Origin of the sequence: Syntrophobacter fumaroxidans MPOB (assembly GCF_000014965.1) — a bacterium.
Classification (GTDB): domain Bacteria; phylum Desulfobacterota; class Syntrophobacteria; order Syntrophobacterales; family Syntrophobacteraceae; genus Syntrophobacter; species Syntrophobacter fumaroxidans.
Window position 1 is genome coordinate 4,964,583 of sequence record NC_008554.1, and the last position, 25,669, is coordinate 4,990,251.

Sequence of the window (25,669 nt, forward strand, 5' to 3'; positions counted from 1 at the left end):
CGCAGGCACACATGTGTTGTCGGAGCCGATGCACGGACGTTTTCATCCCTTGATACGGAGTGGGCCAAATTGGCCTGCGGATTTGAATCTTGTGTGTGAATGGGCTGGAATCGCGGACGGCCCTGCGCGAATATATATGATGGAATATTCTTTAATTGACATTGATTCTTTCTTAAGGCAACATTCGCCTAAGTTCCCGAACTTCCTGGATACAGCGATGCGTTCTTGCGAAGGATCCCGGAGCCGCGAGGGGCAGTCTTGAGTGCCGAGCGCGCGGCGTCCTGCCGGGGAAGCGAAAGCAAGTGTGGGGCATTTGAGACGGGTGAAGCGACTTGAGGAGATGCACGATGGGAATCCGTGGCTTTCGGCTGGGTGGTGTGCTGATCGGCGTCTTGCTTATCTGCCTTCTCCCTTGCTCCATCCGGGCGCAGGACCCGGGCGCCGGTGCCGCGGCCTACCGGAATGCCGGCCAGGCTATCCGGATCGACAAGCCCGAGGATGCCCTCGGACCGATGCAGCAGGCGATCCTGGAAGACCCTGAGAACCTCGAATATCAGTATCAACTGGGCGGTATTTATCTCCGGTTGGGACGGCTGGACGAAGCGGAAGTCATTTTCCGCGCGCTGATCGCTCAGAATGAGGAGGCATACCGAAAAGCGTGGTTCGACGTGGCGCACATCCGTTCCCGGCGAGGGGACGACGCGGGGGCCGTCGAGGCACTGGGAAAAGCGAGGCCGGCAGACCCCGGGCGTGCGGACTATGAGATCGGTCTGTGCCGCATGAAGCTGAACGAGTATCGAGAAGCGATCGGATCTTTCAGGAAGGCCGGGGCCGCAAGGCCCGACCTGGCTCCGCGGGCGATCGCCCAGGAAGGGATCTGCTTTGCCCATCTCAAGGAATACAAGGAAGCCCGCAAATCGCTCGAGGCCGCACTGAAAATGGATCAGCCTCCCGAAACGGCCGCCGAGTTGCGCAAACTGCTCGCAGCGGTGGAAAATGCCGCACGTGTGGGCAAGCCCTGGCATGTCACCGGGGCGGTCGGATTTCAATACGACAGCAACGTTCTCCAGGATTCCCTCGATGAGGCGGCACGCGCCTCCGGAGAAGGGGATGGGGCCTTTGTCGCCAATGTGACCGGAAGCTACGACTTTTATCGCGATGATTCCTGGAGGGTGGGGGCCGCATACAACCACTACCAGGTCACCTACTTCACACAGTCGGACTCAGGGGTGATCGGCGCCAGACCCGCGCTGTATGCGCAGTTGAACAAAGCGCCTTTCTACCCGGGGCTCGAATACCAGTACAGCCATTTCTGGGCGGGGGGGGACTCCAAGGCCGATGTCCAGACGGTCGTCCCGAATCTGACCATCGTCCATGACGAGCACTGGCGGACCTACATCAGGGGCGAAGCCAATTGGCGGTTCTTCCGGGACGTGACTCCCGACGACCGGGTGTACAACATCGGGATCACCGAAATGTACATGATGAAGGGAGGCAAAGCCCACATCCGCGCGGGTTATCTCATGACTTTGGATGACCTGGTCGATTCGGAACGCACGGGGTATGTGAGCCACGGGGGCCTGGTGGGGTTCCAGTATCCCGTCTACCGGGAATGGTTCGTTGACGTTTCCGGGCTGTTCATGTGGAGGGACTATGATTTCGATCCCGTGATCAGCCTGACCAGGACACGCAAGGACACCGAACAGGATTTGAACGTTTTGCTTCGAGGGCCCATCACTTCGAACCTGCAGATGAATTTTCTCTTTCAATATATTTGGAATGATTCGAATATAGTGAAGATGGGGAACAACGAGTCTTTCGATCCGTACAACTACAGAAGGGCGATATTCACATGCTTCCTTACATTCGACTATTAGGAAAGAATCGGTTCAAAACGAGCTTTACTTTTCTGATGGTGTTATGTGCCGTGGCGTGCGCGGGCATCGCCCGGGGTGCTTCAGGCCCCGTTGGAAAGGCCGCGGTCTTGAAAGGCGCCGTGTTCGTGGAGCGGGAAGGAAGGAGCATTGCGGCGAAAGCCGGCGAATCCGTCTTTCTCAAGGACAAGTGGCAGACGAAGGGGGATGGTTCCGTGGAGATCGTCTTCCTTGATGAAAGCCGGGTAAAAATGGCCCCGGGATCGGTGATGGAGATCACTGAGTATTTGTACGATCCTTCGCAAAAAAGCCGTCAGGGGCTTCTGTCCATGATGTCGGGGAAAGCGCGTTTCGTTGTGCAGGATTTGCAGGATTTCAAGGAAAAGCGGTTCCGGGTGCAAGGTCAGACGGCGGTTGTGGGCACCCGCGACACGGACTTCGTGGTGCGGGTGCGTTCGGGTTCGGCGAAGGAAAGCATATGCAGGGAGGAACTGCTGGAAGCTCTGTGCATCGAGAATGTGATCATAGCCGTCAACCGCACTACCCCCGATAAGGGGGCCGTCATCACCACCAACATGATCACTCAGGTCTGCGGGAAGAATCCGCCCACCCCGCCCCGGTTCGCGACTCCCGCCGAGCGTGCCGATCTGCTGAAGGGGCTGGAGGAAATCGGCTCCAGGAAGCTGCCTCGCGCCGAGACCGGCATCGGCGTGCCCGAAACGAGCGGAGGGGAGACTTCGACCGGTCTCACGCACACCCCTCCGCCTGAAGTGATCGTGCCGCCATTCATTTTCCCGTCCACGACGACAACGACAACGAGCTCATCGACCACCACGACGTCGACCACGTTGCCGTGGCAAGTGCCGAGGACCACTACGACCACCTCGACCACTTCGACCACGATGCCGACGACGACGTCCACCACAAGCACAAGCACGTCCACGACGAGCACATCGACGACCAGTACGTCGACAACGAGTACCACGACGACGAGCACGTCCACAACGAGCACCTCGACGACGAGCACGTCGACAACCAGCACCTCGACGACGACCACACTCCCGCAGCCTCCACAGCCTCCCATCAGAGGTGGTCCGCGGGGCAGGTGATCGTCGCTGCGGTTCGGCAGAAGGCCGGTTCCGGGGTTCCGAGCGCCGGGTTCCGTGCCCGGTGTCCGCACACCCGAACGTTGCGGGAGGATTGCACAGGAGCGAAGCATGACCACCAACGGCAGGCGTAGAAGCATTGCAGTCGTTGCGCTGATTGCCGTGCTGATCTGGCCGATGAGCGGCCGGGCCGAGGAAGTTTCCCACCACCTGGTCGCGGACGTTTCCGGCGAAGGCACGATTGACGTCCAGGACTATCACCTGATCGGGCTGCCCTGGTTGATGCCCGACAACGGCGACCCGCTGGCGGTGTTCGGCGGCGGGGCGACCTCCTATGATCCGACTCAAATAGGGATTTACCAGTACGACCCGGGGTCCGGAAACTACCTGAGCTACACCGACGGGCTGGCCCCCGTCGTTCCCGGAGGGGGCTACTGGGTGATCACCGCGATCGACCTGGACCTGCTGGTCCAGGGCACGCCGGTTACGACGGACCCGTATACGACAACGGCGGCTCCCGGATGGAACATCATCGGTTGCCCTTTCAACACGACCACCAGCACTTCCAACATTTACGTGCGGCCGGACGCCAGCACCACTCCGGTGCCTCTCGAATTCAATACCTGGGTCGACAACCAGGCGTGGGGCTACAACAACGGGTATTTCACGGTGATTCCGGCGACTGCCGCACCGGGCAATTTTGAACCCTGGAACGCGTACTGGATGTACAATTCCAGCACGGGGCCGGTGGAAATTCTGATCTATGAGCCCTTCGTGCCGGTGCCTTCCCCGCGCCCGCGCCAACCGGTCGACGGAGCTTCAGCCGAGGCTTCGGCGGCTGCCCCGGACATGGGCATTTCTTTGCGCGTCAACGAGAGATTGAAGACGTACGCGGATAAAACTCTTTTCCTGGGGCTCAGCCCCGCGGCTTCCATCGGACCGGATCGACTGGACTGCATGTCGCCGCCTCCGATTTCATCGGAAGTTCCGAGGGCATACGTGGACCACAGCGGCTGGGCCACGCGCCCGGGGAAATATGCCAGGGATTTCAGGCCGCTGGGCGATCGACCGGTGAATTTCCGGGTCACGCTCAAGGTCCCGAACAGGAGCGGCGCGACGTCGTACATCGTGCGATGGGACCTCCAAAATCTGCCCTCCGGGGTCAGGGCCACGCTGATTGACGTCGCGGCGGACCGTTCGGTCGATATGCGTTCGCGCAGCGCCTACACCGCGGTGGTGCCGGCCCACACTACAGCGCGCACACTGAGAGTTGTGGTGGAAAAGAAATGAATTTACGGGTGACGTTCGATTGAGTGCGGAAAGAGAGGAACCCGAAGGGGGAACACGGAATGTGTGCGGGCGCCGCGCAACCTGGTGCGGCGCCCTTGTTTTATACTTCTGCGGGCAACGGAAAGCCGGCGGTGCGGCGTGATTCTCGCGGCGGCAGGCTCTTCGCTCGTGCACCGGATTCCGGGGAGTTCTTTTCTTGATCGGCAGCCGCAAGCTCAGCTCCGTTTTTTCGTGGGAAGTGATCTTCGTGGCGATCACCACCCTGATCATGGCCGTCTTCTACATCCTTGAAGTCCATTTCATCGGCCTGGTCGAGCTGAAGGCCTGGGACCTTCATTTCAGGGAGCGCGGCCCGGTCACCCCATCCGGCATGACGGCTTTCGTTACCATCGATGAGGAGAGCGTTAACCGGGAAGGGCGCTGGCCGTGGCCCAGGCGCCGCATGGCACGGCTGATCGAGGCGGTGGACCGGCACGGCGCAAGGGTCATCGGCCTGGACATGGGGTTCTTCGAACCGGATCTCAAGCTCCGGCAGCAGGCGGTACTGGACGTGCGGGATCGCCTCAGGGGCAATCCCGCCGGTTCTCCCGACATCCTGGCGCTGCTCGAGGATGCCGCACGGGAGGAAGATGACGACGCCATCCTTGCGGGCACCATAAAACGGTTGTCGGCTCCTTTGGTTCTCGGGCATTTCTTCTACGATTCCGCCAGCAGGTACCTCCCCCCGCCTCCGCCCGAAGACGTTTTCGAGCGGGACGTGTGTCCGATCGTTCACGTCAGGGAAGAACCGGAGAAAGACCGGTTGTTCGAAGCGGCGGGTCTCGAGACGAACATTTCCGTGGTGCGGGATGCAACCCGGCATTCGGGGAGCTTCAACGTCAAGACTGACCCGGACGGGGCCGTGCGCTGGATGCCCCTGGTGTTCCGGTACGAGGGGCGTATCTTCCCCTCGCTTGCGTTGCGGATGTTGACGGTTTCCCTGCCGGAGCTTCCCCTGATCGTCAAGCTCGATGCCGCGGGCGTCGAGGACATCCGTCTCGGTCCGGTTTCGATTCCCACCAACAACCAGGGAGAATTGCTGCTCAACTTCTATGGGCCGGGGTACACCTTTCCCCACTATTCCGCCTCCGCGTTGCTGCACGGCGAGGTTCCCGCGGATTGCCTGGCGAATCGGCTGGTCGTGATCGGAAACACCACCATGGGCCTCTATGACATGCGACCGACGGCCTTCGACCAGGTTTTTCCGGGGGTGGAGCTGCACTGCACGGTTTTGGAGAATGTGCTTCAGGAGAATTTCCTGAGGCGGTCGAAGCGGTCCGTCCTGCTCTGGGACCTCGGCGCGCTGGCGGGGCTGGCGGTGATTTTCCTCGTTTTGCAGTCCTGCCTGCACGGCGTCCTGATCGTCGTTTCGGTGGCGGCGCTGCTCGCAAGCTACGTCTTCCTCACCCATTATGCCTTTCTGGGGCCCGGGGTCTGGCTCAACCACTTGTACCCGCCGATGAACCTGGCGATCGCATACCTCGGCACCTCCGTGCATCGGTACCTCGAGGAGGAGCGGGAGAAAAACAAGATCAGAAAAACCTTCAGCCTCTACGTCCACGGGTCCGTGATGGACGAGATGCTGGCTCATCCGGAACGGCTGAAGCTGGGCGGAGAAAAGCGGGAGCTTTCGGTCTTGTTTTCCGACATCCGGGGGTTCACCACCCTGTCGGAACAATACAGCCCCGAGAAGCTGGTTCCTCAATTGAACGACTACCTGACCCGGATGACCCAGGTGGTCTTCGATCATCACGGCACCCTGGACAAGTACATCGGAGATGCGATCATGGCCATCTTCGGGGCGCCGTGGCCCCAGGAGGACCATCCGGACCGGGCCTGTGGAACGGCCATCGACATGGTCAATACCTTGCGGAGCCTGAAGCGGACCTGGGAGGAAGAGGGGCTGCCCGTTCTCGACATCGGGATCGGCATCAACACCGGCACGATGATGGTCGGCAACATGGGATCGGACCGGCGTTTCGACTACACGGTGATCGGGGACAACGTGAATCTCGCATCCAGGCTGGAGAGTCTCACCAAGGTTTACGGCGTGGCCATCGTGGTGAGCGAGAGCACCTGGAACCTGGTCCGTGGGAACTTTATCGGGCGCGAACTGGACGTCGTCCGGGTGAAGGGCAGGCTCCACGCTGTGGCGATCTATGAAATCATGGGGAGGAAGGGCGATGGGATACCCGCGGAAGCCCTCGATGTCTATCACGAAGGCCTTCATTTGTACCGGCGGGGCGAATGGGCAAAAGCCCTGGAACTGTTCATCAGGATGGAAGAGTGGCTGCCCGCCGATCGCCCTTCAACGCTCTACCAGGCAAGGTGCCGCGGTCTATTGAACCGGCCGCCGGAGGGCGAATGGTCCCACGTGACCGTTCTTGACCGGAAATGAGCCGCTTCAGCGCCGAAACATCACGCGAAACCATGTGCCGAACAGGTGGGAAAACCGCACGACGGCTTCCTTTAAAAGGTTGAAGCGGCTCCTGCGGTAATCGCGGCACGCCACGGGCAGAACGACTGTGGACAACCCCGCCCGCCTGCTTGCGCAAAGGATCTCGAGGACGTAATTGGTGTCTTCACTGATATTTTCGGCCAGCGGTCTAACCTTGTCGATCCGGTACGCCTTCGCTCCCAGGGAATAGTCGTCGTAGGGGAGATTGAGGAGCAACTGAGCGCACAGGATGAAGAGGTGGCTTCCCAGCCGCCGCCAGGCCGAACGCCGCTGCGAACCCGAACGCTTGGAACCCACCACCAGATCGTGTTGCCGCAGCAGGTCGAGGGCCCGCGGAACGAATTCCAGGTCCACCGACAAATCCATGTCCAGTGAAATCAAGAAAGGGGACGCAGCCAGATCGAGCGCTTTCCGGTATACCACGCCGACGGTACCGCGCCGTTCGAGGTGAAAGAAACGGATGGGCAGGGGTTTGGCCTGGCCGAGCAGATTTCCCAGGAAGACCGTGGCGTCGGTGGAGCCGTTGCTGCCGAGGATGATCTCCCCGCGCAGGGCACGGTCCCGGAAAAATCGCAGCAGCTTTGCCACGTTGGGGACCAGGCATTCTTCCTCATTGTAGACCGGGATGAGAACCGTGAAGTCATACGTTGTCATCGGCCGGCCTTTCTTGAGCTTCCCGGATGGGATGTTCCTGGAAGACGTGCACGGACACCCTTCAGAAATTCGAGGAAAAGCCCCGCCGCGGCGAGCCGGTTCGTGCCGCGGCGAAGGAACTCGGCTACGTAGGAGGGCCGCAGGCAGTATCTCAGGACGATGCGCTTCAACCTCGCGTCGTCGATGCGCGCGGCACCCGCATTTTCCCACCATGGGCCGCTCAGATCGAGCATTTCGCCCAGTTTCGTGCAGGGATACGGCGTCACCGGGTGGAAGGAAGCATAGGTGAGATTCAGCCTTCGAGCAAGACTTTCCGTGGCCAGCCAGTCCTTGGGTGTTTCCCAGGGGAATCCCAGCAGGAAAAAACCCGCCGTGGCAATGCCGGCTGCCTTGGCCCACCGAACGGCATTCTCGGTTTGAGTGACGGAAATGTTTTTCCGAAGCCTCCGGTGCGTTCCCGAAGCGCCGCTTTCGATCCCGAAATGAATCAGCCGGCATCCCGAAGCGGCCATTTCTCCGAGAAGCTCCGGCTCCACGTCATCGACCCGCGTCTGGCACGCCCAGGGAAGCCGCGATCTCCGCATGATCCCGCACAGCTCCAGGGTCCGGTGCCTCTTGAGACAGAGCTCCAGGTCGATGAAATAGACGCATCGATAGCCCAGATTCCCGACGAGCGCCACTTCCGCCGCGACCTGTGCCGCGTTTTTCTCCCTCATTCCGTGGCCGTACATCGCCTTCAGGCAGAACGTGCAGGAATGCGGACAACCTCGCGCGGTCTCCAGGACGGCCATGTTCGCGCCCAGGAGCTCGTACCCGTAGTCGCGGGACACGGTGAGGTCATAGGCGGGAAGGGGAAGGGCCGACAGGTCGACGGGCGCCGCCGCGGGGGTGTGGATCGTCCGGCCGCCCGCTCGGTACGAAACGCCCGGGACCGATTCGAGGCGACTGTCGTCTCCGACCAGCGCCGAACAGAGCGCCGGAAGCGTGTCTTCCGGTTCTCCCCTGAGGACCGCTCTCGCCCCGCTCGCGTCCAGGACCGCTTCCGGGAACAGGGTCGGGTGGACTCCGTAGACAATGAGTCTTTCCGCCGGGAACACGCGCGTCCAGGCAAGCAGGGGATCGATGTCGAGGTTGGGGCACTGCCATCGGTCCAGGGGAGATGAGCTGACGACCACCCAATCGGCGTTTCCGTACCGGGCTGCCGCGGACTCCGGGGAAATCCCCGAAGCCCTCGCATCGCAAAGATGCACGTCCCATCCGTTTTCCCTCAAGCGGGATGCCGCATAGAGCAGGTCGAGCGGCGGCCATGCCCGGTTGTAGCGCTGCCGCTCCAGGCGTCCGCCCCAGGAGGGGTTGATCAGAAGGATCCTCATCCCGATTCCCTCGACTCAGTTTTCATACCAGGTTGCATTCAAGATGGGTCCAATTGGGCGGGCGGGGATAAAACCCGCCCCTTGTATGTCTGACCGGCACATCGGCCCGCCCGAGGAGCGGGCTTTATCCCCACCCGCGTCATCTCCCGCTACGTCTGACCGGCCTATCGGTCCGCAGGGGCGGGGTTTATGCCCGTCCGCGTCACACCTTTCGCCGGGCGGGTGTTGTGTCATCTTGAACGCACCCCGCTATCAAGGGGTTGACCGCCCGATCCGGCCAATTCGTCGGCGGTGCGGAGCAGCGCCCGGAAAGGTTGTGTGTTCGCCAGACCGGGGTCAAGGGCCAGGGCTTCCCGAAAGGAATGCCGCGCTTCCTTGTGGAACCCCATGAACAGGTAGCATTGCCCGAGCGTGACCAAGGCCCCGGGAGCATCCGCCAAGGCCCGGTGTATCCGGAGCCAGTCGACGAGCATCTTTGCCGAATCGGGCCAACGATTCTGATGAAACAGCACATAGGCGCACAGCAGGGCAGCCTCCGTCTGCACCGGTGACGGGGGGCCGACGGAGAGGGCGCTCAGCAGCGGGTATGCACTGAAGAAGTCCTTGCGGGCATAGTACTCGCGGGCCACTCCGAGGATTTCCCCCGGTGAGCTGATTTCCACCAGGCGAGCGGCGGCCGCCCCGGCACGTTCCGATTCCGGGAAGAACGTCACTGCCTGCCAGTAGCGGCGGGATGCGACGTCCGTCCGGCCCAGGAGGGACGCGGCCGCTCCCATTTCATAGAGCGCTTCCGGATAGATTCGGCTTTCCGGGTAGGCGGCGAGAAAAGATTCATAGAAATCGATCAAATCCTGCCACTTGTTTTCCGTCATGTACGAGGCGGCGACGTAATGAGCGGCATGGTCGACGACGGGAGAGAGGGGATATCGGTTGAGACAGCGCAGAAACCATTCTCGAGCCTGGGCCATGGTCGTTCCCGGACGGGTTGCGGGCGTCCTGCCGGGAAGGGTGTCGTCACCGTGTGTGGGGTTGCCCGCTTCAGCCCGTTCATATGCCCGGAGGGCCTTGTGGTAGAGGAGCAGCGGGTCCCGCTCATCCCTGTGCCAGGCATACAGGGCCACGGCGGCGGCCAGGACCAGCCAGACCAAAGCGGGAACCGCGGGATAGACTGCACGGTCGCCGGTTTGCCCGGTGCCGGAAGCCGGGCTTTCCGCCTCGCCCTGCAAAGACGGGATTTCCGGCTGGGGGCGATCGGCCCCCGGACCGGTCGCGGGACCGGCGCGAGCGCGTCGTCGTTGCCTGAACCTGAGGCAGAAGACAATCACCGTCAACAGGCCCGTGAGCAGTGTCGCGTATCGCCCCGCGGCATAGACCCCGCCGCTCGTGTCGAAGCGCAGGACCACCCTCGGAGTGTCCGGCACCAGCATCATGAAGGAGGGGGAGACGAGGTAGAGCTCTCCCGCTCCCTCCACGATGCGCCAGTCCGGATGAAAGGAGATTTTCAGCCACAGCGGATGGCGCGGCATGGATGTTTCGACCACGATACGGTTCTTTTCCAGGGTTGCCGAGGCCTTCACCAAGGGTGCGGACGCATCCGTCAGCTCCACCCTTGGCAGGTTCTCCGGGGTGCCGTCATAAGGCGGGAGCTGTCGCCAGTAGTTGCCCGGAGAATCCTCGGACGCGACGACGAGAACCACGTCCAGGGACGATTTCCGGAACCACTCGAACTGGGTTTGTTTCCAGCCCTCCCACGGGATCCTGTGGGGCCGGAAGCGCAGAGGCTCGACGTAGGAATTCCCGGAGTCCACGACCGTGTGGATTCGATAGGGAGGGAAAGCGATTTCGGGGTGATAATGCGGACTGCGGTCGAGGGCCGCCCCGGTTTCGCCGCTCACCGAAATCACATGGCGGACGTTGAACAAGCTGAGGTGCTTTGCCGCCCGATCCGCGTCGAAGCGCGAATAGTAATAGCCGGGAAAGGGGCACGAAGGGGTTCGGGTGAGCTCGGACTGGAGGTAGAAAACAAAAGGAGAAGTGATGCTCGACTGCATGTAGAGCCCTTCGAGCGTCGATCTTCCCGAGAAACAGGGCAACAGTTCGAACGCTCGCACCGTGCCCGCGCCGTTGTTCTCTTCCGCGTGTTCGTACACCACGCGAGGGCTGTTCTCGGTTCCCTGCAGGTGGATATTGACCTGCTCGAACGGTTGCCGCAACGGCTTGGCTTCAAATCCCGAGTAGTTCCATTGAATCCAGGTCCTCACCGTGGACGATCCGGCAGCGGCCCAACCCAGCATCAGAAGCACCGCGACGGCCGTCCAAAGCCCCTGGTGTCGGAACCGCTCCAGAACCTTTCCCCATCCGATCGCCCCGAGCAGAATGAGAAAAACATGCGCGAAGGGCAAGAAGCGGATGTCGACCAATCCGAAGGCGGGCCCCAGGCCGAAACAGGCCAGTGCGATGCCGACGTTCCACCAAAGGTACTGCTCGGGCCCCCCGCTGGGCATCTTACGCTGTCCGGCCGGACCATTTCCTCCGAACCACGCACGGCCGGCGGCCCAGCCGAAAAGAATGCCCGGCAGGGCGGGAAACAGCGCGACGGGCAGCGGCTCGGTCCAGCTTTCGAACTTCCAGGCGTGGTTGAACGAGGTGTCCCAGGGGAGACGCGCGATCAGGGGTACGATCCAGAAGGAGATGATTCCGAAGGCAATGGCATGCAGGGCGACGAGGTATGGAATGAACCGCCCGCGCAACAGGAAGTAGGAACTGGCGAAACCGAACTGAAGCAGGGGATATCCGTTGCTCAAAGCCGCCAGGCCTTCGAGCAGGCTGTTGCGAAACAGGGAGCGTCCATCCCGGATATCATGGAATACTTTCCCGGTCAGGACCACGGCGATGACCAGTCCAATCCCGTAGCAGAATTCACCCGCCAGGGTGCTCGCGATATTTCCGCCCCACATGGCGTTTTCCTTCATGACCAGAAAGGGCAGCGCCAGTGCGCTTCCCAGGGCGGCCACGAGGTCCGCGTACCCGAATCTGCGCAGGCAGAAATAAATCGCGGCGGGAAGCCCGAATACCGGCAGTAGGGTGACGAGCTTGAAAGCAACCTGCAGCGGCACCGCCGCGGCAAGCAGACTCATGATGAAGAAGGGGAAGGGGAAGTAATTCAGGAACAGGGGATATCCGGCATAATTGCCGTGCATCCACGTAACAAGGGGGCCGCCCGTGGCGAGACTCTCGCTCAGCGCAACGGCCGCCGGCAGGTGCGATGGCGTGTCTCCGCCGGCGATATGCGAGGCGCTCAGGATCAACGACGGCGGAAACAACAGGAGCAAAAACCCCTCGACGGCGAGCAGCAGGACCAGGCCTTTGCGTTGTCGTATCTTCGCGAGGAGCTGTGAGCGCATCGTCGGGGCCGCTTTGCTTGTTGGTCTGCGCAGAAAGAAGGGGTTGACGGAAGTCAGACCGTGATGACCATGCCGTCCCGGAGGATCTCGATGCGCGTTTTCCTGATCCTGGCCAGCTGTTTCTTGATGGTCGCCTTGTGGAACGGCTTCAGATGAGTGATGTAGATGGTCTGCGGAATGACGGGCATTTTGGTGATTTCGGTCTCCAGCAGAGACGGAGTGAGGTGGCCGGAAGCCAGGGCCAGTTCCTCCAACTCGTCCGGGAAGGAAACCTCGGCGATAAGAGCCGATACCCTGTGGCCGCGCATGCGCTTCCAGATACGCTCCGTCGGTCCCGTGTCTCCGGTGTACACGAGGGCTGTCGATGAACGGTTCTCGATCATGTAGCCGTAAGTCGGAACGGCATGGTTGACCCTCGTGGCATAAATCGAGTAATCACCCACCTGGATTCGGCCTCGAGTGGAGATCTCCCGGTACCGCATCACCGGGTTCTCCGCGTCGGGGATGGTCGAAAAATCCGGCCAAATCCTGTTGTTGAAAATGTTCCTCTTGAGGTCGGCGATGACGTCTTTGCCGCTGAGAATCGAGAGCCGGCAGCCCTGGCCGCTGGACACGATGTTGTCGACCAAAAAGGGGATTCCCTTGATGTGGTCGAGATGGGCATGCGTCAGGAAAATATGAGTGATCCGGCATTGCTCCTCGCTTTCGAGGGAAAGCGAGACCGTTCCGGCATCCATCAGAAGAAAATCGTCGACGAGGAACGCCGGCGATCTGTAGCCCGGTTCTTCCGAGCCGGATGCTCCAAGGACCCTGATCTGCATACTCCAATATCTCCTTTGCCGGAAATTCCCGGTGCCGCAAGAACCGATCCCGCGCCTGCCGGCCCGAAGCGACATGTTCCGAATCCATGAACATCCGATGCAGGAGAACCCGCCGCGGGCCAACCTCATGAACACCGGGGACCTTTGCGGTCTTGCCGGCGACCCCCCTTCGAACCGTTTGGGATTCTAAAGAGTTTTTTGCCGTTTAGGAAGAAATTTGCTCTTCCCCCGCAAAGAAAGTGCGGTCGTGTATCGAGTCAACGGGATTCCGGGGGCGATGCGCCGTCTGGTGGCCTTTCACGGCGCCTCCGCCATGGGCGGACAAGAATGCCCCACGGTCCTCCATGGCTTCATGAGTCGCGGCGTGCCGAGCCGAACGGGCATCGCATGCATCCTGAATCGGCGAACCGGGGCCGTGTCCGTTCTTGTTCAAATCGGATATTCATGTCAGTTATATGAGAACATTTTCACAATAATTGACAGCCATCGGTCAAGTATTCTATATAGCGCCGGGAAAGGTATCTCACAGGCTTTTCAGGTTTCCTCCGAACATTGTGTCTACGAGGTTTTGGCGGTTCGATTGCTCGCGCATTCCGGTTGGAGACGTTGGACTTGAAGTCTTGCACAGTCAAAAAGGCAGGATTGCACACCTCGCCCCATGGTGGCCCCCTCCACCGTTTGGGTTCCCATCCGCGGAATTTGTCGAAGAGTCAGTCTCACATTTCCTGCTTTCCGCACAACCGATCGCTTGCAGAACCCTATAATCCATGCGGGATAGAAGCCGATTCGTGAAAGCGGCTCGGCCGCCCCGCGCGGCATGGAAAGGAACGTCCCGGCGGGTCCGGCCGGAACTCCGCGGATTTCCGATCACCTGGTACAAGAAGAGGAACCGGGCGGTTGGCAACCTCCGTCAGTCCCGGTTCGGTCCAAGGCTTCTGCTGACGGCTGATCCCGGACCATGCGGAGAGTTCCGGGTGGGTCATTTCCGTATCGAAGCGGTCGAAAGTCCCTTGAGATACCGATTCGCGTTCAAGGTCGCGGAACAAGGGATCCGCGCAGGGTGAGGCAGAGGGGTAAACCCCGCCCTTGTATGCGACCCGCGCAATCGCGGAGCAGGGCCGCGGGCCTTCCCGCCCGATGTCGCCGGCTTGCTGTCGATCCGGCGCGACCCGGGCCTTGATGTTGTCAACGGCTTGGTCTCAATAAGGACAGGGTTGGCCGAAAGCGTTTTTTCCCACACGTATCGCATCGTAGGCATCGCTTTCGCCTAGGCGCCGGGGGAGAGGCTTTGAACGCCCTTGGAGCGGGGGAGGGCGGAGTCTGTTGGAGGTTTTGACGGGGGCGGGCCGGAGGCAGAGGCCGGCGGTTGTTTTTGTCGAGAATATTCTACGAAATGAGGGAGATCATGCCGATCGAAATTTCCGAGAAAACGGTCAAACGCGACTTCATCGAGAAGATCAGCAAGCTGAGCGGACAGGACGTCTACAAATGCTACCAGTGCGGAACGTGCGGCGGCGCTTGCCCGATGTCCGACCACATGGATGCGGTGCCCCGTAAAATCATGCGAATGGCTCAATTCGGCATGGAGGAGGCGGTCACCGGGAGCAAGACTTTCTGGACCTGTGCCTCTTGCCACTCCTGCAGCGTGAACTGCCCCCGGGGTATCGACCTGGCCAGGGTGATGGAAGCGATCCGGCTCCTCACTCTCAGGAAGAACCTGAACATGGTGGAAGTGTCCGGGCTGCCGGCCGAGACGGTGGAGGAGTTGCCGCAGATAGCCCTGGTCAGTTGCTTCAGAAAATTGACAAGCTGAGGAGAGACATGAAGATCAGTTATTACCCCGGATGTACTCTGAAAACGAAGGCAAAGAACCTGGAGGAAGCGGCTGTCGCGTCAATGGCGGCTCTCGGGATCGAGTTCGAGGAACTGAGCCGGTGGAACTGCTGCGGTGCCGTTCATTCGCTTGCGGACGACGATCTCATTCATCATGTGGCGCCGGTCCGCGACCTGGTTCGCGCCATGGAGCAGGGAAGCGACACGGTCGTGACGCTTTGTTCCATGTGCTACAACACCTTGGCTCGGGCCAACATGCTGATGAGGCAGGACGAGACGAAGCGAAAGACGATCAACGACTTCATGAGTGAAGAGAAAGACTATCACGGGGAAGTCGAAGTCCTGCATTTCCTGACCTTTCTGCGGGACCAGGTTGGATTCGACGCCCTGCGCGCCAAAGTGAAGACCCCTCTCAACGGCCTCAAGGTGGCCACGTACTATGGCTGCACGCTGGTCCGGCCCCGGGACGTGTCCATCGAACCGACGGGCGACCGTCAGCTGATGAAAAGTTTCCTGGAGGCGCTCGGGGCGACCCCGGTCGATTTCCCGGACGCCACGCTGTGCTGCGGTTCCTATCAGATCCTCTCCAACCCGGAGGCCGCCCTGGACGTGGTTTCCGGCATCCTGGGGAGCGCCGTTTCGGCGGGAGCCGATGCCCTCATCCTGAGCTGCCCCCTGTGTGAGTACAACCTGGCCAAAAAGCAGGAGCATCTCCTGGAAAGCAACAAGATCGCAAAAAAGATTCCGGTATTCTATTTCACGCAGCTCCTGGCCGTCGCGCTCGGACTGGGTGGAGAAGCCTGCCGGTTCGATCTCAACGAGAAGAGCGCCGTCGAGTTCCTGAAGGCCAAGAACGTTCCCGTCGCAGCCTCGGTCTGAACGCAGGGGACGATCCGATAACGAACGGAATGCGGGATTAAACAGTTACACATCAAGGAGAAGCAGACGATGTCCAAGCAAGAATGCAGCTGTGCAACGCCAAGGCAGGTCGCCACGGGTGACCGCGCAATTCTGCCGGAAGGGGCCAGAACGATCCCCATTTACGTCATGGGCAAGCGGTACGAAGTGCCCGAGACCCTGACCATCATGAAGGCGATGGAATTCGCGGGCTTCAAGTTTCTGAGAGGGGCCGGGTGTCGCGGCGGGATCTGCGGCGCGTGCCCGACCGTCTATCGCAAGGAAGGCGACTACAAACTCTATTTCGGCCTCGCCTGTCAGACGGTGGTCGAACCCAATATGTACCTTGCGCAGATTCCCTTCTATCCTGCCAACCGCGCCCAATACGAGATCGATACGATCAAGCCTGCGGCCGAATCCATCCATGCGCTCTACCCCGAGCTGTTCCGTTGCGTGGCCTGTAACAACTGCACCAAGGCCTGCCCCATGGGCGTCGAGGTCCTGGACTACATCTCGGCCATCAAGCAGGGCGACATCGCCAGGGCCGCCAGGCTGTCTTTCGACTGCATTCAGTGCGGAATGTGCGCCAGTCGCTGCATGGGTGAGCTGCCGCAGTATCACATCGCCCAGTTGACCCGCAGGATCTACGGGAAGTACATCCAGCCCCGGGCCGAACACCTGGAGAAGCGCGTTGCCGAAATCGAATCCGGAAAATACGATGCGACGCTGAAAGACCTGCAGAGCATGGACAAGGAAAAGCTGGAGAAGCTGTACAAGGAGCGCGAGCGCGAACCCGATATGGCGCCTCTTGGCACCTGGATGCCCAAGGACACTCAGTATCTGTAGGAACGGGATTTTCGAGGACGAAACCAATCATTCCCCGACTCCGGGGATTTTGAGGAGAATAGTTATGGGTTACACTCCGGAAATGAAAGAATTGATCAAACGGGTTGAGGCAACGCGGCCGGCGCGCGTGGAAAGAGCCCGACGCGGAGAGAATTTCCCGGCATTGAGCCTGGAAGAGCGTGCCGTGGTGCTGGAGAAGTTCCATCCCGACTACCAGAAGGAGGGCCGCCGCGCGGTGCGGGTCGGACGGGACAAGGGGCTGGTTCTCCCGGACGAAATCGCCACAATGCTGGAATCACGCTCCATGCTGCGCCCCGACAAGGTGGACCTCACCAAGATCGATTTCGACACCGACGTGCTCATCGTGGGCGCGGGGGGAGGCGGTTCTTCCGCGGCGCTTCTCGCTTCCAATTCCGGCCTCAAGGTCATCATGGCCACCAAGCTCCGTCACGGCGACGCCAACACGATGATGGCCGAAGGCGGCATCCAGGCGGCCACCCAGGAATGTGATTCCCCCTTCTATCATTACCTGGACACCATAGGCGGCGGTCATTTCACCAATCAGCCCGACCTGGTCGCGGCCCTCGCCCATGACGCACCGCTCTCCATCGCCTGGCTGGAATCCCTGGGCATGATCTTCAACAAGCTTCCCGACGGACGGCTCGACGCACGGCACTTCGGCGGCTCCTCCCGCAAACGCATGAATTCCTCCGGCGACATGACCGGAGCTGAAATCATGCGCGTGCTGAGAGACGAGGTGAGGAACCGTCGCGACCGAATCACGGTGCTCGAATTCTGTCCCGCCGTGGAACTGCTCCTGGATGAAACCGGAAAGTGCGCGGGCGCCATCCTCTACAACATGGAAACCCGGGAATTCTTCATTGCGCGCGCCAAGGCCGTGGTGATCGCCACCGGCGGCAACGGGCGTCTCCACATCAAAGGCTTTGCCACCACGAACCATTACGGCGCAACCATGGACGGCGTGGTCATGTGCTACCGGGCCGGGGTGGGCACCACCTGCCTGCCTTCGACCCAGTATCATCCCACGGGCGTGGCCTACCCGGAGCAGAACGTCGGCCTGCTCATCACCGAAAAGGTCCGCGGCCTGGGCGCACACGTCCTCAACAACGAAGGCGAGCAGTTCTGCTTCCCCCTCGAGCCGCGCGACGTCGAATCCGCCGAGCTGATCAAGGAAGCCGTCGAAGTGCAGAAAGCCGTGCTCACGCCCACCGGTCGCTACGGCCTCTGGCTGGACTCGCCCATGATCGACCTGCTGCACGGCGAAGGCACGGTCCGCAGGGAACTGCCTGCAAAGTTCATCCAGTTCGCGCGGCACGGCATCGACATCAGCAAGGAACCGATGCTGGTCTACCCGACCCTGCACTACCAGAACGGCGGCATTGCCATCAACGCCGACTGCGAAACCGTCATCCCGGGTCTTTACAGCGCCGGCGAGTGCACGGGCGGCGTCCACGGCGAAAACCGCCTCATGGGGAACAGCCTGCAGGACGTCATCACCTTCGGCCGCCGGGCGGGCGTCAGTGCCGCCGCATACGTGAAAAAGGGCGTCGAGCTCAAGAAGCTGACGCTGGACCACGTGGCCGGGTACGAAAAGGAACTGGCCGAGGCGGGAATCGACAACCCGATGGTTGCCCCGATCCTGCTGCCCGACTACGCCACCGACGAGGTTGCGAGCCGCAGGATGGCCGAAGCGATTCAGGAAGCCGAATAGGGAAGAATACGGCGTCGAGGTGCTGAACGCGAAGTCGGCTTCAGTCATAAAGAGGGTATTCGGGACTTGTCCCGGATGCCCTCTCCTGTTTTTCCCGTTTCCCCTGAAGGTCCGTTGCGCCTCTCTCCGGAGGCCGGCTGCGGGACCGCTCGGCCTCGAAGCCTACAGCAAAGCGTGGAGATGGTACTCCAGCTGTTCCTTCGGGATGGCCCCGAAAAGCCGGTTGACCTGCCTTCCCGCTTTGAAAAGGATCAGGGTGGGAACGCCCAGGACGTCGAACCGGGAAGCGGTCGCAGGGCTCTGCTCGGTCACCAGTTTCACGAATTTGATTTTCCCGGCGTACTGTTTCGCCAGTTCGTCGATGACCGGCAACATCCTCACACAGTGCGGGCACGAAGGGGCCCAGAAAAAGGCCGCCGCCGCTCCGGGGAACTGTACAACCTCGTTGAAAAATGATTGGTCATTGACATTGAGGGGATATTCAGGATAAATCAAAGTCGTGGTAAGAGGCGCGCGGCACTTGCCGCAAACCGGTCTGTCCCGCATTCGGTTTTCGGGAATCCGATTTCGGGCTCCGCACTTGTCGCATTTTGCGATGATATTCCGACCGTTCATCTCAGAATGTCCTCGGATGACTGGAGGTTTTTGAAAGAGGACTTATAATGGTGGTCGTATCCGTTGTTCTCTGACACCATCTCCTATGGATTTCATCTCCCGCGCTTCACATCGTTCCAGGCGAACACCCGGTCACAGGCTTCTGCATACCGATAATCACGCTTGATGCCGAGTTCAAGGCAGATGCACCCCTGCGTGCCGTTCCTGAAATCTTTACCGGAACCGGCGGTTGATTTGCGCAACGGGCGAACCTTATAATTGCACGGTGTTCGCCCGGGGAAACCGATTTCCCGGGATTCTTGCGGGGCGGGTGCTCCATGGCCGTGCATGCGGATTCCGAGGCCGAGCTGTCCGCGAGCATATGCCCTGGGCTGCCACATCCCGACGTTTCGTTGTGCTGTCCCCGATCATGGCCGTTCACGGTGGTGAGTGCAGGGCCCGAAGCAATTCTCCTCGAGGTGACGGAGTCGGGGTTGGGGGAATGCGGTTTTCAGCATCGACGCCGGGGCGGCCGGCGCCGGTTTCGGCATCGAGTGAACGTGTCGGATGGGGCGAGGAAGAATGGCACCCGCCTTGGATGCCTTGAGGGCGTGTCGCGGCGATAGCGATCAGAGGAGGAGAAGAAATGGCACGGATAGATGACTACATCGAATCGTTCAGGCTGGCCTCGGAGGAGCTGCGGCAGTCGGACCTGGTCGAGATCGCTGAGAGCGCCGGGGCGCAGTTCAAGAAACTGGAAGACGGCACAACCGCTTTGCGGCTCCTGTTCTTCGGCACTCCGATACTGATCTGGGTCGGCGACCGGGTGGAGGTGATGCGAGAGGACAGCGAGAAGGACATGTCGCTTCCGGAAAGGATTCTCATCGTCCATTACCTGCTCGGGGCCAGCGGGATTTGCCCGACCGGGAAGATGATTTCCTACCGGCAGATACCGGACGGAATGTTCTATTTCGAAGCATTCCAGAGGCGTGCCCGCGACCCGTTCCTGGTGACCTTCGGCAACAACGCCGACCTGTTCAGAACCTGCGCGACCACGGTGGGCGGGAGACCGGTGCCGGTGGGGGACGTGGGCATGGAGTTCGACCTGCTGCCCCACGTAACGGTGCAGCTGGTGTTGTGGCAGGGGGATGAGGATTTCCCCTCGGAGGCCAGTGTCCTCTTCGACGAGAGCATCCAGACCCGGCTATCCGCAGAAGACATCGCGGTGCTCAGCGGGATGCTCGTCTACCGGCTCGTGGGCCTGGCCTGCAAACTATATCCGGAACTGAAATGCACATCGTAAGGAGTGTGACTTGAAAATCGCCGTCAGCGGTAAGGGTGGGGTCGGCAAGACCACCCTCTCGGCATTTCTGGTGAAGTGGTTTGCCTCGAAGGGGAAAGAGGTGCTGGCCATCGACGCCGACCCCGATGCGAACCTTGCCCAGGGTCTTGGACTTCCCAATCCAACCGGAATCACCCCCATTTCGGAGATGAAGGAACTGGTGGCCGAGAGGACGGAATCCGTTCCGGGGAGCTACGGCGGGTTCTTCAAACTCAATCCGAAGGTCGACGATCTGCCGGAAAAGCTGGCGATCCGGGCGGGAGAACATATCCGGCTCATGGTCATGGGCGGCGTCAAGAAAGGGGGATCGGGCTGCGTGTGCCCGGAGAGCGTGCTGATCAAGAACCTGATGCAGCACCTGGTTCTCAGGCGCGACGACGTGGTGATCATGGACATGGAAGCGGGAATCGAGCACCTGGGCCGGGGGACGTCGAAGGGAGTGGATTGCCTCATCATCGTTGTCGAGCCGGGCAGGCGGAGCATCGAGACCGCGGGCAGAATAAGGGCTCTCGGGAAAGACCTCGGGCTCACGCGGGTCTGTCTTGTGGGGAACAAGACACGGGGGCCGCGGGATCGCGAGTTCCTTGCCGGCAGCTTGAAGGACTTCCGATTCCTCGGTTTCATACCCTATGATGAAGAACTCGTGGAAGCGGATTTGCAAGGGGTTTTCCCTGAAACGGTGAAGCCTGAAACCAAAGCTGCGTTTGAAGAAATCGCCGTGGGAATAGCGGCCTGACGGCACCCCCCCCCGAATTGGGTGCAGGAAAAGGTTTGGATTGATGATAGACGTACAGAGCCGATTCGATAGCCGCAACATCAGGGTGGACAAGGTGGGTGTCAAGGACATCCGTTATCCGATCACCGTGATGGACAAGACCAACGGGATCCAGCACACGGTGGCGTCCGTCAATATGTACGTGAATCTTCCGCGTGAATTCAAAGGGACTCACATGAGCCGATTCATTGAAATCCTCAACGAATTCCACGGAAACCTTGACATCCGGGAGTTTCCGTCCATACTGCAATCCGTCCAGGAGCACCTGAGCGCCGAATCCGCTCACCTGGAGCTCAGTTTCTCCTACTTCATCAAGAAGCTGTCTCCGGTTACGGGCTGTGCCGGGCTGATGGAATACGGCTGTCGGGTGGCCGGCTCCCTGGACTCCAATCGTGGGCATGATCTGGTCCTGGAAGTCAACGTGCCGATTTCCACGGTCTGCCCCTGTTCGAAGGAAATCAGCAGCTACGGCGCCCACAATCAGAGGGGGATGGTCCGACTGGCGGTGCGGTTCAAGAAATTCGTCTGGATTGAAGACCTGGTGAGGCTGGTGGAGTGCGCGGCGTCATCGGAAGTTTACTCCGTGCTGAAACGGCCCGACGAAAAATTCGTGACGGAAAGCGCTTTCGACAACCCCAAATTCGTCGAGGACGTGGTGCGCGACATCGCCAAGGAGCTCAAGGCAGACCAGAACATCAGCTGGTTCCTGGTGGATGTGGAGAATTTCGAATCGATACACAATCACAGCGCTTACGCGTGCATCGAGCGCAGCAAATGATCCCGCCTGCCGGCCGTGACTCCTCCGAATTCCTTTGAACCTTACTTTGCCTTCACCCGGGACCTTTCGCCGGACCAGCCGATGCATAGATCGGAATCATTCGAAGCAGTCTGTCGGGCCATGTCCGACCGCGATTTCTACCCTCACCGGGTGACCCGCCTGGAGCGCCGCGACACGCACATTTCCACGGTATTTCTCACCGGCGACTGGGCCTACAAGATAAAAAAACCGGTCAACTTCGGTTTTCTCGATTTCACCACGCTCGAAGAGCGTCAGCGACTGTGCCGGCAGGAAGTGTCCCTCAACCAGAGGCTCACCCACGATGTCTATATGGGGGTCGTCGCTGTCCGCCGGGACGAGTCCGGACGGCTGTCCCTGGAGGGGAGCGGCCGGACGGTCGAAGTCGCGGTCAAAATGAAGCAACTCCCCGAAGAAGCGTGCCTGGGGAATCTCCTGGAGCGGAACGTCGCGGGGCGCGCCGAGATGGAAGCCCTGGGGCGGCATCTGGCGATCTTCTACCAATGTTGCGCCGTCGGCCGGGAAATCGATCGATACGGTCATCCGGAAGTCGTCGGGTACAACATGGAGGAAAACTTCGATCAGGTGGAACCGTATGTCGGGAGCCTCGTGAAGGCGGAAGAGTGGGAATTCATCCGCCAGGTGAGCCGCACGTTTCTGGTGAACCGGGAAGCACTCTTTCTCGACCGCATCCGGGACGGCCGCATCCGGGACGGTCACGGTGATCTGAGAGTCGAGCACATCTACTGGCACGGAGGACTTCAGATCATCGACTGCATCGAGTTCAACGATCGCTTCCGTTACGGCGACGCGGCAATCGATCTGGCTTTTCTGCACATGGACATGGAAAGGCTGGGGCATGCGGACCTGAGCCGGGCAGTGATGGCCGCATACGTCCGGCAGGCGGATGATCCCGAACTGTATGCCCTCCTGGACTTCTACGCCGCCTATCGCGCCGTCGTGAAACTCAAGGTGGCCTGCCTGGGGTACGACGCGCTGGAGGAGGAGGCAGCCAGGGCGAACGCGGCGGCGCTCGTCAGGACATACGAGGAACTGGCCTATCGATATGCGATCCGGTTCAGCCGACCCACGCTCTGGGTTTTCTGCGGGCTGCCGGCGACGGGGAAGACCTCGCTTGCGGCGGCAGTTTCCGGGCCGCTCAGGCTGCGGCGCTTCAGCTCGGACTCCGTCCGAAAGCAAACGATTCCCGGAGAACACGTGGTTCCTTACGGGCAGGGCATCTACCGTCCCGAAATGAGGGGGCGGGTTTATTCAAGGCTCCTGGCCCTGGCCCAGGACCAGCTGAAAAGCGGGCATTCGGTCATTTTGGACGCCACCTTCGGGGAGCGCCATTGGCGCGATGAAGCGGCGCGCCTGGCACGGGATCTTGACGCGAACCTGGTTTTCGTCGAATGCGCCGCGAGGATGGAGAGCATTCGCGACAGGCTGGAGAAACGCGGGCGGGAAAAGGGTGAATCGGATGCGCGCCTGCTGCAACTGCCCGAAATCATGGCACACTATCAGCCGCCCGACGAGGTGCCGCCCGCGAACCGTCTGCGGGTGGATACCGACGAACCCGCCGCCGGGACGCTGGTCGAATTGCTCGAACGCGCCTACATTCTGATATGTGGCCAGGTTTCATCGGTGCTGTGAGATTCAGTCTTCCAGAGCCAGTTCGATCAGGCGATCCAGTAGAGCGGAAAAGGAAATGCCGGCCACCGCCGCCGCCTGTGGAAACAGGCTGGTTGCAGTCATGCCGGGGATCGTGTTGGTCTCGAGAATGAAGATGTCATTGCCCGACACGATCATGTCGGTTCTGCTGTACCCCTTGCAGCACAGCGCCTGGTGCGCTTTCCTCGCGTATTCCTGCGCTTTGGCCGTGATGGTGTCGGAGAGCCTGGCAGGACAGATTTCCCTGGAGGCTCCGGGAGTGTACTTCGCTTTGTAGTCGAAAAACTCATAGGCTTCGCCGGGGATGATTTCGATCAGCGGCAGCGCCTGCAGATGATCATTTCCCAGCACCCCGCCCGTTATCTCGATGCCGTGAACGTATTTCTCGATGAGGCAGCGTCGGTCGTATTGCCAGCCGGTTTCGACCGCTGCAGCGAGCTGGTCCCGGTTCCTGACGATGCTCAGCCCGATGCTCGACCCTTCGTGCTCCGGCTTGACCACCACCGGCAGCCCGAGACGGTCCGCCACGGTATCGAGATCCGGCGGTTCCCGCCGGTCCGCCACCAGGTGTGGAGCGACCGGGAGGCCGGCGTGGATGTAAAGCTGCTTGCTCAAAATCTTGTTCATTGCCACGGCGCTCCCCAGAACGCCGCTCCCCTGGTAGGGAATTCCCAGAGACTCGAGCAGTCCCTGGATCGTTCCGTCTTCGCCCATTCTGCCGTGCAGAATGATCAGCGCCACGTCGATCTTTTCCGCGTCTGCCGCAAGGCGCGTCAGATCGTGAGCCGGGTCGTAGCGGAGGACGAGGTAACGCTGCTTGTCCAGCGCATTGAAAACCTGTTCCCCGCTTTTCAACGAAACTTCACGTTCCGCGGACGCCCCACCCGAGAGCAGCGCGACGGTCAATTTTTCAGTGCTCATAATGCTCCGATCCGGTTTCGTAGCTGTTGTCGTTCAAGGAAAGACCCATGATCTCCCGGCTGTCGGGAGTCACACTCAGATGCTCGAAAATCCTCAATTCCAGTTCCTGGTACAGGATGAGTTTCTCCCGCATGAATCTCAGGTGGCTCTCCGTCTTCGCATACCTTCGGACGAGGTCCTCGAACCGGTCGCTGATGGTGACGATCCGGTCGTGCTTGACTCTCTTGTCCGCGTAGTTGACCAGCAGGGATTCGTCGACTGGTCCCCGGAGCTTCGCCTCGTCGAGCGTGGCATGATCCTCGACGATGGGAGCCAGAAGCTCGAATCCGAGCTCGCCCACCATCTTCGCTCCCAGTTGGCTGTGGTTCTCTCCGGTTTGCAGGCCCCTTGCCTTGGCGATGTCGTGGAGGAGCGCGCCGGCTTCCAGCAACCGGAGGTCGAGTCTAACGCCGTTTCCGTTGAGCATCCGGCCCAGGAACACGGCCGTTATGGCAACCATCATGCTGTGCTTGCGAATATGAACGGGCATTTCCATCCGGCTCATCAACGCCAGACACTCAACCCTCGAGGGAATAATCATGGGGAACCGGCGTCCTTTTCGATAGCTGGCTGCAATAAAGCACATGCACGGTCCGTCTTCGTCCGAAAAACCAGCTCCATTCGGAGACCTTCAGACGGGTTCGCTGCGCCTGCCCCGCTCGCGCCCAGCCGGGATGTGAAGCGCATCCGAAGACGCTGCATGCATCGATTTTCAGACGAAGTGGCTGTTTCCGGTGCCGGGCCTCGACGCGAACCCGCCTCTTCCCGCAATTCCCGGGGAACCGGTTTTCCGGCTGCATGTTAGTCGTTACAATATAGTCAAAATACGCTCGCTTGGGAAGGCCCAAGCTTCGACAACCGGCGGCCGAAAGCCGGCTTGGGGTCATCGGCGCTGGCAAGCATTAAAAATATGAAATCCTGGAAAATCGGAAAATTCAAAATATTTTCATGATGCGCCGTATAGCCTTTCAGAATCGGGATCCTGAGGATGAGTTTGCTCCAAGTACTTGGAAATAAACAATATGTCTAAAACAACTCACCCTGCCGGGGTTTCCGAGCCTGGAGGAACCACTTGGGGGACGCCGCTCACGATTGTTACGATGAGATGACGATTTTGTGTGAAAAATGGAGAAAAGAGAAGTTCAATCTACGGCTTTTCGGAGAACTGACTCTCCGAAACAATATAAGAGCCTGCAATCATGGC

The 25,669-nt window shown here is 60.4% G+C and carries 19 protein-coding genes and 1 pseudogene; 12 read left to right on the forward strand and 8 right to left on the reverse strand.

Features of this window, described 5'->3' with window-relative positions; translation table 11 throughout:
- Positions 1 to 347: 347 nt before the first annotated feature.
- Together SFUM_RS21035 and SFUM_RS24180 are read left to right on the forward strand one after the other, a co-directional pair.
- On the forward strand, positions 348 to 1,877 hold the full coding sequence (locus SFUM_RS21035; RefSeq protein WP_011700860.1) for a tetratricopeptide repeat protein: 1,530 nt from the start codon (positions 348 to 350) through the stop codon (positions 1,875 to 1,877).
- A gap of 35 nt (positions 1,878 to 1,912) precedes the next feature.
- Positions 1,913 to 2,329: pseudogene (locus SFUM_RS24180) on the forward strand (FecR family protein); the annotation flags it as partial.
- Between the two features lie 128 nt (positions 2,330 to 2,457).
- Here SFUM_RS24180 and SFUM_RS23870 read toward each other — a convergent pair.
- Positions 2,458 to 2,958, reverse strand: coding sequence for a hypothetical protein (locus SFUM_RS23870; RefSeq protein WP_244148086.1), 501 nt, complete (start codon positions 2,956 to 2,958; stop codon positions 2,458 to 2,460).
- A gap of 133 nt (positions 2,959 to 3,091) precedes the next feature.
- Here SFUM_RS23870 and SFUM_RS21050 point away from each other — a divergent pair, with 133 nt between their 5' ends.
- Complete coding sequence (locus SFUM_RS21050; RefSeq protein WP_011700862.1) at positions 3,092 to 4,270, forward strand: hypothetical protein; 1,179 nt, start codon at positions 3,092 to 3,094, stop codon at positions 4,268 to 4,270.
- Between the two features lie 196 nt (positions 4,271 to 4,466).
- Entirely contained in the window at positions 4,467 to 6,707 is a 2,241-nt protein-coding gene (locus SFUM_RS22245; RefSeq protein ID WP_011700863.1) for a CHASE2 domain-containing protein, read from the forward strand.
- Positions 6,708 to 6,713: 6 nt separating this feature from the next.
- Here the strand turns inward: SFUM_RS22245 and SFUM_RS21060 are convergent, their stop codons facing one another.
- From SFUM_RS21060 to SFUM_RS21075, 4 genes are all read right to left on the reverse strand, one after another.
- A complete protein-coding gene (locus SFUM_RS21060) occupies positions 6,714 to 7,421 on the reverse strand; it encodes a glycosyltransferase family 2 protein (RefSeq protein ID WP_011700864.1) in 708 nt (235 codons plus the stop codon).
- On the reverse strand, positions 7,418 to 8,794 hold the full coding sequence (locus SFUM_RS21065) for a B12-binding domain-containing radical SAM protein (RefSeq protein ID WP_011700865.1): 1,377 nt from the start codon (positions 8,792 to 8,794) through the stop codon (positions 7,418 to 7,420). The genes SFUM_RS21060 and SFUM_RS21065 overlap by 4 nt, the downstream gene beginning before the upstream one ends.
- A gap of 230 nt (positions 8,795 to 9,024) precedes the next feature.
- On the reverse strand, positions 9,025 to 12,198 hold the full coding sequence (locus SFUM_RS21070; protein WP_011700866.1) for a 6-pyruvoyl-tetrahydropterin synthase-related protein: 3,174 nt from the start codon (positions 12,196 to 12,198) through the stop codon (positions 9,025 to 9,027).
- Positions 12,199 to 12,251: 53 nt separating this feature from the next.
- The gene (locus tag SFUM_RS21075; protein WP_011700867.1) at positions 12,252 to 13,019 is read right to left on the reverse strand and encodes an MBL fold metallo-hydrolase; all 768 of its coding nucleotides are present in this window, start codon (positions 13,017 to 13,019) and stop codon (positions 12,252 to 12,254) included.
- Positions 13,020 to 14,424: 1,405 nt separating this feature from the next.
- Between SFUM_RS21075 and SFUM_RS21090 the strand changes: the two genes are divergently transcribed.
- The 4 genes from SFUM_RS21090 to SFUM_RS21105 all read left to right on the forward strand — a co-directional run bounded on the left by SFUM_RS21090 (position 14,425) and on the right by SFUM_RS21105 (position 18,327).
- Positions 14,425 to 14,832, forward strand: a complete 408-nt coding sequence (locus tag SFUM_RS21090; RefSeq protein WP_167321388.1) for a 4Fe-4S dicluster domain-containing protein — start codon at positions 14,425 to 14,427, stop codon at positions 14,830 to 14,832.
- An 8-nt stretch (positions 14,833 to 14,840) separates the two neighbouring features.
- Complete coding sequence (locus tag SFUM_RS21095) at positions 14,841 to 15,731, forward strand: CoB--CoM heterodisulfide reductase iron-sulfur subunit B family protein (RefSeq protein WP_011700871.1); 891 nt, start codon at positions 14,841 to 14,843, stop codon at positions 15,729 to 15,731.
- Positions 15,732 to 15,800: 69 nt separating this feature from the next.
- Positions 15,801 to 16,595: a 4Fe-4S dicluster domain-containing protein gene (locus SFUM_RS21100; RefSeq protein ID WP_011700872.1), complete on the forward strand. Its 795-nt coding sequence runs from the start codon at positions 15,801 to 15,803 to the stop codon at positions 16,593 to 16,595.
- Positions 16,596 to 16,659: 64 nt separating this feature from the next.
- Positions 16,660 to 18,327, forward strand: a complete 1,668-nt coding sequence (locus SFUM_RS21105) for an FAD-binding protein (protein WP_011700873.1) — start codon at positions 16,660 to 16,662, stop codon at positions 18,325 to 18,327.
- A gap of 162 nt (positions 18,328 to 18,489) precedes the next feature.
- On the opposite strand, the gene SFUM_RS21110 is transcribed toward SFUM_RS21105, so the two are convergent.
- Positions 18,490 to 18,942, reverse strand: a complete 453-nt coding sequence (locus SFUM_RS21110) for a thioredoxin family protein (protein ID WP_011700874.1) — start codon at positions 18,940 to 18,942, stop codon at positions 18,490 to 18,492.
- Between the two features lie 625 nt (positions 18,943 to 19,567).
- Between SFUM_RS21110 and SFUM_RS22250 the strand changes: the two genes are divergently transcribed.
- The 4 genes from SFUM_RS22250 (at position 19,568) to SFUM_RS21135 (ending at position 23,487) form a co-directional block, all read left to right on the forward strand.
- Entirely contained in the window at positions 19,568 to 20,224 is a 657-nt protein-coding gene (locus SFUM_RS22250) for a DUF3786 domain-containing protein (protein WP_011700876.1), read from the forward strand.
- 10 nt (positions 20,225 to 20,234) lie between these two features.
- Positions 20,235 to 20,999 (forward strand): ATP-binding protein, encoded by a 765-nt coding sequence (locus tag SFUM_RS21125; protein WP_011700877.1) that lies wholly within the window; start codon positions 20,235 to 20,237, stop codon positions 20,997 to 20,999.
- A 43-nt stretch (positions 21,000 to 21,042) separates the two neighbouring features.
- A complete protein-coding gene (gene folE2, locus SFUM_RS21130) occupies positions 21,043 to 21,816 on the forward strand; it encodes a GTP cyclohydrolase FolE2 (protein ID WP_011700878.1) in 774 nt (257 codons plus the stop codon).
- Positions 21,817 to 21,897: 81 nt separating this feature from the next.
- Positions 21,898 to 23,487: a bifunctional aminoglycoside phosphotransferase/ATP-binding protein gene (locus tag SFUM_RS21135; RefSeq protein ID WP_011700879.1), complete on the forward strand. Its 1,590-nt coding sequence runs from the start codon at positions 21,898 to 21,900 to the stop codon at positions 23,485 to 23,487.
- A 3-nt stretch (positions 23,488 to 23,490) separates the two neighbouring features.
- Here the strand turns inward: SFUM_RS21135 and SFUM_RS21140 are convergent, their stop codons facing one another.
- Complete coding sequence (locus SFUM_RS21140; RefSeq protein ID WP_011700880.1) at positions 23,491 to 24,426, reverse strand: D-alanine--D-alanine ligase family protein; 936 nt, start codon at positions 24,424 to 24,426, stop codon at positions 23,491 to 23,493.
- On the reverse strand, positions 24,416 to 25,006 hold the full coding sequence (locus SFUM_RS21145) for an HD domain-containing protein (RefSeq protein WP_011700881.1): 591 nt from the start codon (positions 25,004 to 25,006) through the stop codon (positions 24,416 to 24,418). The genes SFUM_RS21140 and SFUM_RS21145 overlap by 11 nt, the downstream gene beginning before the upstream one ends.
- Between the last annotated feature and the right edge of the window lie 663 nt (positions 25,007 to 25,669).